General features: G+C 37.6%; 14 protein-coding genes and 1 pseudogene. 5 read left to right on the forward strand and 10 right to left on the reverse strand.

Translation table 11 applies throughout. The features are described 5' to 3' along the window. Positions 1 to 63: 63 nt before the first annotated feature. The 5 genes and pseudogenes from ACZ427_RS06255 to ACZ427_RS06275 all read left to right on the forward strand — a co-directional run bounded on the left by ACZ427_RS06255 (position 64) and on the right by ACZ427_RS06275 (position 5,751). A complete protein-coding gene (locus tag ACZ427_RS06255; protein ID WP_461179252.1) occupies positions 64 to 1,443 on the forward strand; it encodes a Glu/Leu/Phe/Val family dehydrogenase in 1,380 nt (459 codons plus the stop codon). 208 nt (positions 1,444 to 1,651) lie between these two features. Then, a pseudogene (locus tag ACZ427_RS06260) lies at positions 1,652 to 3,383 on the forward strand (carbon starvation CstA family protein). Positions 3,384 to 3,550: 167 nt separating this feature from the next. Continuing rightward, positions 3,551 to 3,808, forward strand: coding sequence for a cory-CC-star protein (locus ACZ427_RS06265; RefSeq protein ID WP_461179251.1), 258 nt, complete (start codon positions 3,551 to 3,553; stop codon positions 3,806 to 3,808). 21 nt (positions 3,809 to 3,829) lie between these two features. Beyond that, on the forward strand, positions 3,830 to 4,762 hold the full coding sequence (locus ACZ427_RS06270; RefSeq protein ID WP_461179250.1) for an ArsA family ATPase: 933 nt from the start codon (positions 3,830 to 3,832) through the stop codon (positions 4,760 to 4,762). 5 nt (positions 4,763 to 4,767) lie between these two features. After that, a complete protein-coding gene (locus ACZ427_RS06275) occupies positions 4,768 to 5,751 on the forward strand; it encodes a zinc-binding dehydrogenase (protein WP_461179249.1) in 984 nt (327 codons plus the stop codon). 126 nt (positions 5,752 to 5,877) lie between these two features. On the opposite strand, the gene ACZ427_RS06280 is transcribed toward ACZ427_RS06275, so the two are convergent. The 10 genes from ACZ427_RS06280 to ACZ427_RS06325 form a co-directional block, all read right to left on the reverse strand. After that, positions 5,878 to 6,735: a DUF421 domain-containing protein gene (locus tag ACZ427_RS06280; protein ID WP_461179248.1), complete on the reverse strand. Its 858-nt coding sequence runs from the start codon at positions 6,733 to 6,735 to the stop codon at positions 5,878 to 5,880. 24 nt (positions 6,736 to 6,759) lie between these two features. Further along, positions 6,760 to 6,957, reverse strand: coding sequence for a DUF1657 domain-containing protein (locus tag ACZ427_RS06285; RefSeq protein WP_461179247.1), 198 nt, complete (start codon positions 6,955 to 6,957; stop codon positions 6,760 to 6,762). Positions 6,958 to 6,973: 16 nt separating this feature from the next. Then, positions 6,974 to 7,324, reverse strand: coding sequence for a stage V sporulation protein AE (gene spoVAE / locus ACZ427_RS06290; RefSeq protein WP_461179246.1), 351 nt, complete (start codon positions 7,322 to 7,324; stop codon positions 6,974 to 6,976). After that, positions 7,321 to 8,337: a stage V sporulation protein AD gene (spoVAD, locus tag ACZ427_RS06295; protein ID WP_461179245.1), complete on the reverse strand. Its 1,017-nt coding sequence runs from the start codon at positions 8,335 to 8,337 to the stop codon at positions 7,321 to 7,323. Before spoVAD ends, spoVAE begins: the two co-directional genes overlap by 4 nt. Beyond that, a complete protein-coding gene (spoVAC, locus tag ACZ427_RS06300; RefSeq protein ID WP_461179244.1) occupies positions 8,337 to 8,816 on the reverse strand; it encodes a stage V sporulation protein AC in 480 nt (159 codons plus the stop codon). The genes spoVAD and spoVAC overlap by 1 nt, the downstream gene beginning before the upstream one ends. 18 nt (positions 8,817 to 8,834) lie before the next feature. Further along, on the reverse strand, positions 8,835 to 9,302 hold the full coding sequence (locus ACZ427_RS06305; RefSeq protein WP_464883543.1) for a YhcN/YlaJ family sporulation lipoprotein: 468 nt from the start codon (positions 9,300 to 9,302) through the stop codon (positions 8,835 to 8,837). Positions 9,303 to 9,444: 142 nt separating this feature from the next. Beyond that, positions 9,445 to 9,651: a DUF1657 domain-containing protein gene (locus ACZ427_RS06310; protein WP_461179242.1), complete on the reverse strand. Its 207-nt coding sequence runs from the start codon at positions 9,649 to 9,651 to the stop codon at positions 9,445 to 9,447. Between the two features lie 191 nt (positions 9,652 to 9,842). After that, positions 9,843 to 10,565: a hypothetical protein gene (locus ACZ427_RS06315; protein ID WP_461179241.1), complete on the reverse strand. Its 723-nt coding sequence runs from the start codon at positions 10,563 to 10,565 to the stop codon at positions 9,843 to 9,845. Positions 10,566 to 10,770: 205 nt separating this feature from the next. Next, complete coding sequence (locus tag ACZ427_RS06320; protein WP_464883430.1) at positions 10,771 to 11,886, reverse strand: IS4 family transposase; 1,116 nt, start codon at positions 11,884 to 11,886, stop codon at positions 10,771 to 10,773. A gap of 383 nt (positions 11,887 to 12,269) precedes the next feature. Further along, positions 12,270 to 12,602 (reverse strand): hypothetical protein, encoded by a 333-nt coding sequence (locus ACZ427_RS06325; protein ID WP_461179816.1) that lies wholly within the window; start codon positions 12,600 to 12,602, stop codon positions 12,270 to 12,272. Positions 12,603 to 12,676: the final 74 nt, after the last annotated feature.

The following is a 12,676-nucleotide window of genomic DNA, read 5'->3' on the forward strand; positions in this document are numbered from 1 at the left end:
TTGATCCACCCTTTTGTTAAACTTTAGACTAATTATCGTTGTAAACAATCTAGGAGGGAAATCATGTCAAACAGTACGAAAGATATTGTCCATCATTCCTTACAAGCATTGCTGGATGATGAAACTTTCTTACCAGATTTAAAGGATGAAACAAGAGAAAAGGCTTTTGCTTCACTGGTTTCCATTCTTTCGACCCCTAATCATGTCCATAAATCATTTTTACGGGTTACGCTGGAAAATGAGAGGGTTGTTAGAGTACCTGCTTTTCGGGTGCAGCATAATAATATATTAGGTCCATATAAAGGCGGGATTCGATTTCACGAAACTGTAGAAGAATCCGAAGTCAGTAATCTTGCTTCCTTAATGACATTAAAAAATGCGCTGCATGAAGTTCCTTTTGGCGGAGGAAAAGGTGGAGTTGTAATTAATCCAAGGGAATACGAAACGAAGGAACTTTATCTAATCTGTAAAAAGTATGTACAGTATTTCAGTGAGATTCTTGGTCCGGAAAAGGATATCCCCGCACCGGATGTAGGAACCAGTGCCCGTGAGATGGACTGGATGATGGGTGAATATAAGAGTATTCATCCAGGGATGAAATACCGCAGCAGTTTTACCGGGAAAAGTGTAGTAAATGGAGGTTCGCTTGGAAGGAGAAAAGCAACTGGAAAAGGTGTTTATTTTACCTTTCGTTATTTAATGCATAACTTTATAAAAGAAAATAAGCACTGGCTGGAGGAACGCGAAAATATTTTCGCGAAGACAGCATTGGCAAATAAGGAAAATACCTTTACCGTTGCCATTCAAGGGTTTGGTAATGTTGGTTCTGTCGCAGCAATGGAAGCATATAAATGTGATTATCTAAATAATAAAGTTCTCTCTGTAAGTGATAAGAATGTAACACTTTATAATTCAGATGGAATTGATATACCTGATTTGCTTAAATTTACAGCTGAGAACAACAATGACTTACCGGTTAATGAAGAAGAGCTTGAAGCTGCCAATATTAAGGCAACTATTATGGATCGCGATGAGGTTTTAAGCCTCGATGTTGATGTTTTGGTTTTAGCTGCATTAGGTGGGCAGGTTCATAAAGACAATATGACAGATATAAAGGCAAATATTATCGTAGAAGCTGCGAATGCTCCCTTAACAAAAGCTGCCGATGACTATCTAAGTAATAAAGGAGTCATCATAATACCTGATATTTTAGCGAATGCCGGCGGGGTAATCGTATCTTATCTGGAATGGCTCCAGGGCAGAGAAACGCAATTTTTGGATGAAGAGCAAGTTTATCAAAAACTTCACGATAAAATGCAAAAAACCTTTGACACGGTTTTTCCCCAGTTCTTTGGTGATAATTTCCCTCTTCGGCAAAACTGTTATATTCATGCGGTAATGAAATTATCAACCATACTTTTCCGTCAAGGTAAACTATATTAATGATGTAAAAGAGCTGTTTCAATCGACAGCTCTTTTCTTATGGTTTATAGAGATTCCAAATAGTTTACAATTATTAAATTATTGATAAAATATAGTTAGTTGTACTAAAAAATAGCGCTTTCACATAGCGTTAATTAGGATGGATGGGAGGAGGAAAAGCGCGATTTCATCACAAAACCAACCGATATAAAATGGGGGAGGGTGAAAAATGTCAGGTATTTTAGTTGCACTTATTGGATTGATTATTTTTGCATTAGGTTATCATTATTATTCTAAGTTTGTAGCAGAGAAGATTTTTCGACTGGATCCCAACTATGTAACGCCTGCGCATAAATACAAGGATGGAGTGGATTTTGTACCGACGAATAAATTTGTACTCTGGGGTCATCACTTTACATCAGTTGCTGGTGCAGCTCCGATTCTTGGTCCGGCTATAGCTGTATATTGGGGCTGGTTGCCTGCATTCCTGTGGGTCGTATTAGGAACAGTTTTTGCAGCGGGTGTACATGATTTTGGTACGCTGGCCTTGTCTGTCCGGAATAAAGGACAATCAATCGGTACAATTGCTGACAAATTGATTGGACAACGAGGGAAAATCTTGTTTTTATTCATTATACTTATTCTTGTTTTAATGGTAAACGCAGTATTTGCCTGGGTCATCGCAAACTTATTTATTACGTATCCAGCAAGTGTAGTTCCAGTATTTATCCAAATACCACTTGCCATTTGGATAGGATACGCTGTTTACAAACGACATATAAAAATGCTTGTACCGTCGTTGATTGCGCTTGCCATTATGTATTTCGTTGCAGTTTTAGCGAGCCGAATGGAATTTTTGCAAATTGATCTGGTTCAATATATGGGAGGAGAAGGCGGTACAGGGTTATTTGGTCTCGGTGCTGTTTCTACTGCATTTCTGATTTGGATTGTTATTTTAATGGTTTATGTTTATATTGCTTCAACACTACCGGTATGGAAGCTGTTGCAACCGAGAGACTTTATTAATTCGCATCAGCTAGTGGTCGGGCTTGGAATTTTATATTTGGGTTTATTGTTTACAAATCCTGAAATAACAGCACCGGTAACTAATCCGGATGCTGAGACTTCCTGGTTACCACTGTTATTTATAACGGTAGCTTGTGGTGCCATCTCGGGTTTTCATGGACTTGTTTCTTCAGGAACGTCTTCCAAGCAGCTAAATAATGAAACAGATGCACGTTTCGTAGGTTACTTCGGTGCCGTTGGGGAAGGGATACTTGCACTTTTCTATTCTGGCTGTTGCTACATTATTTGCAAATACTAGTGACTTTACAGCAGCTTACTCCAGCTTTACAGAGGCAAATGCAATTGGTCTTGGTAACTTTGTAGAAGGGGCAGCAGTACTTGCCGAGGGACTGGCGATACCTGTAGATATAGCGACGACCATCGTTTCAATCATTGTTGTCAGCTTTGCGGCAACGACATTGGATACTGCTGTACGTTTAATGCGCTATATCATTGCTGAGTTGGGAACGGAATATAATGTACCGGCTTTAACAAAGACTCACGTTGCTACAACCGTTGCAGTTGTATCAAGTGCTGCATTGGTATTAATACCTGAAGGTCCGACCGGCTTTGGCTCGGGTGGATATCTGATCTGGCCGTTGTTCGGGACTTCGAATCAGTTACTTGCCGGAATCAGTTTATTATTAATTTCGCTTTGGCTGAAGCGGTTGGGAAGAAATTACGTGATAACATTGATTCCAATGATTTTTTTAATGTTTATGACATTATACGCCTTAGGGCAACAGGTTATATTAGAGTGGTCATGGTGGGGCAATGATTCAAACACATTACTGTTTGTTCTAGGTGCAATTAACTTTGTTTTTGCCCTTTGGATTGCTTTAACTGCAATCTCAGCAATGAGAGGAAAATTCGATCAACCGATGGATAGGGATTAATTTAATATAATAGGGAAGAGGTCAATACATGATGATCTCTTCTTTATTTAAAGAGCAGATAGGGAAGTGTGAAACTTTCCTATTACATAAGCGCAATAAAGTGTTTCGCTATAAAAGGCTTTGACAAAAGCTAAGCAAGTTTTCTAGTAATACTGGAGGTGTAATTCGTGCTCGAAAATGTGAAAAAGTTAATTAAATACTATGAAGAAGTATTAAGTATGCCTCACCGCCAGGAAATTGCCAGAGAACTCAGGGATGAAGATGATTTATTTCTGCTACTCTTATATTCCGAGATGATTGGAATACCAAATCCGGTTTACTACTATACACTTGAACTGTATCCGTATATGATTGAACAATTCCATGATTGGCATCTACGGATGGGGATGGAAAAGTCACCATTGACTGGAATTCGCTGCTGCTAGCAAGGGAAGGGATATGAAACGATGGAAGTATTAGAGAAAAAAATTGTCTTTGTCGGTGGAAAGGGTGGCGTGGGAAAGTCGACTTCCGCAGCTGCAATTGCTTGGAATTCAGCCAGGGAAGGTCATAAAACACTGCTTATATCCACAGATCCTGCACATAACTTGGGAGACATCTTCAGTCAATCGATTGGAGGCACCACTACAAATGTTTCAGAAAAACTTTATGCACTGGAAATAGATCCAGATATAGAGACAGATAAATATATAAGAAGTGTAAAAGAAAATATTAAGGGTACAGTACATGCAAGTATGATGGAAGAGGTTCACCGGCAGCTGGATACAGCAAAAGCCTCACCTGGAGCTGATGAAGCTGCATTATTTGATAAATTGATTTCCATTATATTAGAGGAAAGAGAGAATTTTGATAAGCTTGTATTTGACACAGCACCGACAGGCCATACGATTCGGTTACTGTCATTGCCGGAATTAATGGGTGTATGGATCGAAGGTTTATTACAAAAAAGAAAAAAAACGAATGAAAATTACACCGCACTCTTAAATGATGGGGAGCCGGTTGAGGACCCGATTTATGATGTGCTTAGGGAGAGGCAGGAGCGTTTTTCAAAAGCGAGAGAAGTTTTACTGGACGGGAATGAGACTGGTTTTATATTCGTTTTGAATCCGGAACGGCTTCCCATCCTGGAAACGAAAAAAGCGGTTGAATTACTTGATAAATACCACTTACATGTGAAAACATTGATTGTAAATAAGGTTTTACCAGATCATGCAGATGGCTTATTTTTAAAACAGCGACGGGAACATGAGAAAGAATATTTATCACTGATTGAAGATACATTTACACAACAGGAACTAATCTACGTACCCTTATTCTCACATGATATAACAAACAAACAGCAATTGGAAAAATTCAGTACGTATTACAGGAAAGGATGACTGGAATGGAAGCATTTGTATATGAACATGGTGCATTAAAATTAAAAAATATGGAGGAACCAGAGACTGGTAAGGGGGAAGTAGTTGTTTCGCTAAAAACAGCTGGTTTAAACCGGAGAGATCTCAGTCTGTCAAAGCGAATAGATGATACAGCTGATGCTTTAATCCTTGGTTCTGATGGTGCCGGAGTAGTTGAATCAGTTGGTGAAGGTGTGACTGACTTTAAGAAAGGCGATGAAGTGATCATCAATCCTTCTCTTCGCTGGAATAACAATACCGATGCACCACCAAAGGGATTTGACATACTCGGAATGCCGGATCACGGCACGTTTGCTAAAAAAATTGTTCTATCTTCTGAACAGGTAGAGAAAAAGCCTGAACATCTCTCGTGGGAGGAGGCAGGTGTTCTGGCTTTAGCTGGATTAACTGGGTTTCGAGCACTGTTTACAAAAGGTCAGGTAAAAGAAGGTGACACTGTATTTATTCCGGGAGCTGGGAGTGGTGTTGCAACTTATTTGATTCAATTCGCAAAAAATGTGGGAGCAAAAGTCATTGTATCATCCAGGAGTGAAGAGAAATTGAATCAGGCAAGGAATTTAGGTGCAGACATTCTTTTGCACAACGATAGGGATTGGGTGAAAGAACTGGAAAATGAGACGGTTGATTTAGTAATCGACAGTGTAGGAAGAGCCACATTTAACCGCTCGTTGGATGTATTGAAAAAAGGTGGAAAAATTGTGGTTTTTGGAGCAACTACAGAGGATAACGTTGATTTTAATCTGCGCAGATTTTTCTATGGGCAGTATCAGCTGATTGGAACAACAATGGGGAGCAGGCAGGAACTGAAGGCGATGCTGGACCATGTTGATAATTATAAGATGCATCCTGTCGTTGATCGTACCTACTCATTGGGCGAGGCTCAAGAAGCTTTCAATTATTTAGCAGGGGGAAAGCAGTTTGGAAAAGTTGCCTTAAAAATAGGTGACTAGGGATAGCCCATAAGAGTCTGACATCCTCGTTTAACTGCAATATACAGTGCAAAAAATTATTCGCCATTAGATATAGTAGTTGAGGGGAGCTGACCCTTTATTTTGGGTCAGGTCCTTTTTATTTCCCTAAGTTAAATAGGGATATATCATATCAATTGCTTTTTGTAGTTTAGCACTATTTTTTTCATACATTTGTTTTGCTTCTTTATTTTCAGTCTCCAGTGCAAACATCTCCAGATCCGCTTGCGATTTTTTCATGGTAGCAAGGAGAAGTGGTATTTCTGATGGATTTGGAACAGCAATTTTATCGTCGTATAAATCAACGTACAATTGTCCGTTTGAATCTGCCTGACCTAAAAATACATTTTCTATACTTATATTCATTTTGTCCAGTTCGGTTTCCAGCCACTTTGTATTTAAATTCAAATTTGCCAATGGTTCCAGTAAAACATTACCGTCCATGACTACGGTTTGGGGTTCTTTTTGTGGTGCAAGTTTTAATCCAAGGTCTTTCGCTGTTAAGGGGCGATTTTCCCTTTTCGGTAAAACACTTAATGTTCCTGACGGTTCCAATAAGGCAAATTCAACGTCCGAAGCCAGAAATACATTATTATCCCGAAGTTTTTCAAGCAGATCATCGGTAGAATAGCCCTCTTTTTTTAAATTATCCTCCATTATTTTTCCGTCCTGTATAAATACAGTACTTTTCCCTTGTGTGAAATTACGAAAGGATTTACTTTTTAAGGAAATGTATTCAACTCCAAAAGGTATGAGAAACCAAATGGACATTGCAATTAATGCATGAAGTATATTGCTGTTGGGATCCATTGTATGTATTGCAACAACACCCCCCAGAACGATACCGGAAATATATTCAAAAATGTTCAATTTAGACAGTTGTTTTGAACCAAGCCATTTTGTTAATAAAAATAATATTACTAACAATGTAATTGATTTTATAATAACAATAACCCATTCCGGCATTCGGATCATTCCCTTTCAAACAAATTAATATTGTGGTTCTTCTTTCGAAAGTTCAATTACTTTTTTTTGCATATCATTTTTTATATCAGCGATAAGCTGGCCTGCGTTGTCAAATGCATTTTTTGTCTCTTTTTCCTGTGTTTTATTAGCCAATATTCCTAATGTTGCTTCCATACTTTTTATGGAAGCGTAACAGCTTTTAACTTGTGAACCTACTGTCATATGCTTTTAAACACTCCTAACCTTTTGGTTTGAAAAAGATGGCTCCAATTACTCCGAAAATAATAGCAGCAGAAATACCTGCACTGGTTACCTCAAACATACCGGTTACTACACCGATGATTCCATGCTTTTCTGCTTCTGCCATTGCTCCATGGACCAGGGAGTTACCAAAGCTTGTAATCGGCACAGTTGCCCCGGCTCCGGCAAAATCAATGAGGGGTTCATATAGACCAAACCCGTCCAATATTGCTCCGGAGACAACAAGAGCACTTAATGTATGTGCAGGGCTTAATTTAAAGACATCGAACATAATCTGGCCGATGACACAAATAAGACCACCTATAACAAATGCCCAAAAGAATATCATAATTCATCACTTCCTGATTCTATAGAAACTGCATGTGCGATACATGGAATCGGATCTTTTTGCTGGATACTCAGTGGAGAATGCAGCGATCCAGTGGCTACAACCAGTATTCGCTTTAAATCCCCTTTTTTCATGAGATTTAAAAAATGTCCGTATGTTACAATAGCTGAACATGCTGATCCACTTGCGCCAGCGAGCACAGGCTGTCCTTCCCGGTAAATTGTAAGACCACAATCGACATATTTATCAGCAGGTAATTCCATACCTCTTTCCACAAGTAGATCTAAGGAAACTTCTCTGCCTATATGGCCAAGATCACCAGTGATAATCAGGTCATAAAACGAAGGATCGACATTCCTTTCTTTGAAATGTGTTTCAATTGTATCAACTGCAGCTGCAGCCATTGCACCACCCATATTAAAAGGATCCGTAATTCCCATGTCCACAACCTTACCGATTGTAGCAGAGGTAATCACTGGTCCAACTCCCTCTTTGGCAACCAATGCACAGCCGGCCCCGGTGACTGTCCATTGCGCCGTGGGCGGCTTTTGACCACCATATTCTGTCGGGTAACGGAATTGTTTCTCGGCCGCAGCATTATGACTGGAAGTTCCACTTAATATATAATTGGCACCATTCCCGTTAATGATAAATGAAGATAATGCCAGACTCTCCATAGAAGTTGCACAGGCACTGAACAACCCAAAATAGGGGAGATTCATTGTTTTTGCAGCTGAATTGGACGGAGTAATTTGATTAATTAAATCACCGCTTATAAAGAACTCCACCTGTTCCTTTTCTATCATGCTTTTTTTAACTGCAATCTGACAAGCTTCCTCCATCATTAGTTGTTGCGATTTTTCAAAGGAATCTTGTTTAAGCCACATGTCATCATGGAGTAAATCAAAATCATTTGGTATATTACCATTCGCTTCAAAGGGACCTCCCACTGTGCCTGTCGATACGATGACCGGCTTATTCTCAAATGTCCATGTACGGTGTCCTACAAGCATTATAAACCACCCCATTGAATTAATATCGTTTTTATAAGTGCAATGACAAAAGCGGAGAATACTCCATATACAATAACCGGGCCTGCTAATTTCAGCATATTACTGCCTACACCTAAAATAAATCCTTCTGTACGATATTCGATAGCCGAAGAAATAACAGCATTACCAAATCCGGTAACAGGTACAGCTGAGCCAGCCCCCGAGAATTGACCAATCCGGTCATAAACACCAAAACCGGTTAACAGCATGGTAATAAAAATCAATGTTGCAACAGTGGGATTGGCTACAGTCTGCTCTGTAAAATGGAAAAAATAAATATAAAATGTAGAAATAATCTGGCCGATAAAACAGATAAATCCACCTACGAGAAAAGCTTTTATGCAGTTTTTGAATAGGGGACGTTTCACTTCACGCTGTTGCTGAAATGCTTGATATTCCTGTGCCTCTGGTGGTAAATTTTTCTTTTTTTGATCTGCCATTGCGTTTCACTCTTTTCTTTAGGTCTGTTCTTTCGATAATGTTATAACTTTTTTTAATTCTTTCTCCAGCTCTTTTTTGGAAAGCTTGCCGGACTCAATTTCTTTTTCGATACGATCGAGTTCAAGTATTATTTTTTTATCTGTTGAAAATTCAACCTTCATATCTGGAAATGATTCTTTCATTTCCTTCGTTCGCTGTTCTCTAAGTTGCGCTAACCTAAATCGTTTATTATGTTCAATTTCCATAGCAATCACAAGATGCTTGTCTGTGTTGACTGCTTTGACAGATGTAATGTCCTCATGTTTACTTAGAATTTCCTTTGCTTGATTGGAAGGATTTTGATTAGTTGTATTGGTTGAGGAAATTTTTATTAGATCAATGTCAGTATCTTTCTGTGTGTTCTGCGTTGAATCTGTCGTACATCCAACCAACAAAAATACAATATTTATAAGTAGAATTGCTTTTATCGTTTTCATCATGCTCACCCGTTTCTCTACTATGAGATAGAAGAGAGGCTGGCAGGCGCCAACCTCTTATTCCCTGTACAGTTAAGAAAGTAAAAACTTTATTACTGCATAAGTTCAGGCTAAGGCTTTTGCCATAAAGGCCTGTGAAGGACCAAGTTTTTTAAAACCCCTTATATTGAGGTTCTTCCTGTTCCATTTGCTGAATTCTTGGTTCCACACTTTGTAAAATTGCCATTGTTTGTTGCGCGGCATTTTCATACATTTGTTTTGCCTGTTTATTTTCTGTCTGCAATGCAAATTGTTCAAAACTTGCCTGTGCACTTTTAAGTCCTGCGACAGTTTGTTTTACCTGACTTCCTACAGTCATATTGTTACCTCCTCCTGAAAGACTTCACTACATATAATTTGAAGATGGTCGTGTAAATATACATGTGACTTTTCTTTTTGCAGGAGGATTTAGGTGAAATTCTTAGTAACACGTATGTAACAGAAAAGAACTATTTGTTTACTACAATAAAAAAACAGTACCATTTGTATGTACTGTTCAACATAAACATTTTATTTTGTTATAATTCGCAAGGTGTTATTAGTTATATTTCTTTCACCTTCTTCCTGCCATTTGTAAATAAGTTCTTCCGTCGGTTCTGTTACGGCAGGGATGTCTATAGAAATACTTTCATTGTCTATCCATTCGAAGGTAAGTATAGGCCATGTATAATGCAAAATATTATCATCATTCATTTCATTATTTAAGGATAACGTAGTCCAACTTTTTATATCTATAACGACGATGTTTGTTAAGGGAAGGGGAGACGCCTTTTGTCGGTCAAATCGAAAGCTCAGTTTATTGTTATCTGGTGACGCCCGCATATCGGTATATTTTGCCATATCTGCTAATAAATAAGATTGCTTATCACTGGATGGATTGAGTAACAAATAGGAGCATAACTCACTTACACAAGAAAACTCCAGCAGATAAATACTTTCCCCTTGTGTATGAACACGTTCTAATTTCATTTGATCAATTGCTTCATCAGCGTCATATATGACAGCAAGGTACTCTTTTAATATTGGAACCATCTCCAAATTTATCCTCACAAGTTCATCCGCTACAGGAAAATCAATGTATCCTTTTGTTTCCTCTTCGGTGGTCTCTTCGATTAATTCCGGTTTACCACTATGATGATTAGAGGAAGTTTCCTGTTTTATAATAGCTGGTTCATTTTTGGAACACGCTGATAATAAAAGAATAAAAATAGCAATAAAAATAAAATTTCGCATAAAACCACACATCCCCTATTCTAATTTGAATGAGTTAATATTTAGGAATATATCTAATTACACTAGCGTTGCATAAATATAGTTGTAATTTTCAGTTATATGTTTTTTTCTAACAGAGCCAAAAAACTAAATACCCAACTAAAGGTGGCCCATCCATTTTTTAAAAATTTACAATTAGGCTAAAGTGACAGCGATGTTTTCTTTATTAAGAAGCACCCTTCCCTTCAATTTTCAAAACCCAGATATAAGCTGGTTTCCATAAGGATGCTTTTAGAAAACGGCTGATTTGTAAAATCGTTCGTTTACTTTTCGTATTGGTTTGAGCAAGTACATTTAAACAATAAACAATAAGTGCGATAAACACTTGATTGTGAATCGCGGCTTCACTTTGACCGTAGAACTTTTTGATATTTAGGTGCTGTTTAATCCATTTGAAAAACAGTTCGATTGTCCAGCGTGATTTGTACATTTCCGAGATTTCCTCTGCGCTCAAATCAAAACGGTTTGTAAATAATTGGAGTACATTTCCTTTTGAATCTTCAACATTTAGAAGGCGAAAGTAATTCTCAGTACGATTTTGTGTCGTACCAATTAACACCATTTGATCCGATAAAACAGCTGAACCATCCGGTAGTTTAAAGTCGTCAACTACCCGTATCACAGCATTTTTTCGAAGCCTAGTAAGGAAAAAGTAACCATCATATGTCATCTGATCGAAGCGCTCATAATCCAAATAGCCTCGGTCAAAAACATACATGCATTCTTTATCATCGACCAGAACTTCAAGCTGATTACGATCATGTTCTTTTGCGTTCGTTAAAACAACTTTTTCCGGATACGATATCCCATTTTCCATAAATACAAGGCGAAGATGTAGCTTTACACCAGCTTTTGTTTTCCGGAATTCAGCCCACCTATGGTTCGTTAAATTAAGTGGAAGCGTGCTTGAATCAATGATTTTCAGTGGCATTGCAAGCTTGGAATAATGCGTTTTCTCATGAATTTGCGTCACTAAATCAAGAAAAATTCGTTGAAATAGATCTGGATTGATACCATTTAACCGACGCGAAAGCTGAGAAACACTGATAGAATCAAGGTCGATTTCCTTCTGAAGCTGATCGTCGAAAAGAGAATCGGTTAATGCGTGTAAACTTTCGACCTCTTGTAGCTGAGAAAAAAGTAGTAATTTTAGAAATGACTCTGTCGTTAATTTTTTTGTATAGTAATCTAATTTCATCGTTTTCACATTTTCTTCAACTAATTGAATATTAATTGGTGAAAACCATTGCCCAAACGAGGTTTTTCGTGTAATCTTATCCATGAGTTTTGTCCTTTATTAGTGGATTTGGACGGGTTACCACCTGACTATATCCATTATAAAGGACTTTTTCTTTGCACAACAGTAAATTAGTGAATATTATGAGTCTTTTTAATTTTTGTTTTAAATTAATGCAACGCTAGTGATCTAATTATACAATAATATTCGTCGGTTAACAGGTGTATATTTAGAAAACTTGGTTTATCACCAAGTTTAACTGTAAGCCTTCATTCACAGAAGGAGTCGCATAGTCTATAACCTTTTTCAATCTAACAAAAAAGCATCACCGAGCTGGTGATGTCTGTATCATCTGTATCCTTTTAGTATGTTTATCGAGGCTAAACCAAATTCTTTCTAAAACTTTATGTTTGAAGCTACTGACTAATTTATATTGTGATTGCTTTATCGCTGGTAACTTTATGATTCACCCGAAGTTCAGCATGCATTGCCTGATTGTGAAGTAATGAAGCAATATTATTGTAGCCTTCTTGCACATTTTCTCCATCAATAATCATAACGATTGGATTTCGCTTGGCTGTAATAAAGAAAAAAGATAATAGCTTTGGTAAATTACCGGCATCCGCAATTACATTTTCACAATAAAAATACACATTTAAATTACTTTTAAAAGTATACTGATATAATGCAATAATTTCCTCAATAGTGATATCGTTCAAATCAATTTTATAGGATGATATCTCCTGCAATGTATCAAACATAACTGAACGTAATAACTTTATTAATAAAATACCAAAAAGCGGTAAATTTTGTTACAATCTAGTTATTCTAAGAG

It is taken from the genome of Virgibacillus ainsalahensis (genome assembly GCF_055380755.1).

Coding starts and splice junctions, on each gene's coding strand:
- ACZ427_RS06280 (WP_461179248.1), bottom strand. CDS start 6,735: ATGCCGGAATGGGTTATTGTTATTATAAAATCAATTACATTGTTAGTA.
- ACZ427_RS06315 (WP_461179241.1), bottom strand. CDS start 10,565: ATGCGAAATTTTATTTTTATTGCTATTTTTATTCTTTTATTATCAGCG.
- ACZ427_RS06320 (WP_464883430.1), bottom strand. CDS start 11,886: ATGGATAAGATTACACGAAAAACCTCGTTTGGGCAATGGTTTTCACCA.
- ACZ427_RS06270 (WP_461179250.1), top strand. CDS start 3,830: ATGGAAGTATTAGAGAAAAAAATTGTCTTTGTCGGTGGAAAGGGTGGC.
- ACZ427_RS06255 (WP_461179252.1), top strand. CDS start 64: ATGTCAAACAGTACGAAAGATATTGTCCATCATTCCTTACAAGCATTG.
- spoVAD (WP_461179245.1), bottom strand. CDS start 8,337: ATGCTTGTAGGACACCGTACATGGACATTTGAGAATAAGCCGGTCATC.
- ACZ427_RS06325 (WP_461179816.1), bottom strand. CDS start 12,602: ATGTTTGATACATTGCAGGAGATATCATCCTATAAAATTGATTTGAAC.
- ACZ427_RS06275 (WP_461179249.1), top strand. CDS start 4,768: ATGGAAGCATTTGTATATGAACATGGTGCATTAAAATTAAAAAATATG.
- spoVAC (WP_461179244.1), bottom strand. CDS start 8,816: ATGGCAGATCAAAAAAAGAAAAATTTACCACCAGAGGCACAGGAATAT.
- spoVAE (WP_461179246.1), bottom strand. CDS start 7,324: ATGATATTCTTTTGGGCATTTGTTATAGGTGGTCTTATTTGTGTCATC.
- ACZ427_RS06285 (WP_461179247.1), bottom strand. CDS start 6,957: ATGACAGTAGGTTCACAAGTTAAAAGCTGTTACGCTTCCATAAAAAGT.
- ACZ427_RS06310 (WP_461179242.1), bottom strand. CDS start 9,651: ATGACTGTAGGAAGTCAGGTAAAACAAACTGTCGCAGGACTTAAAAGT.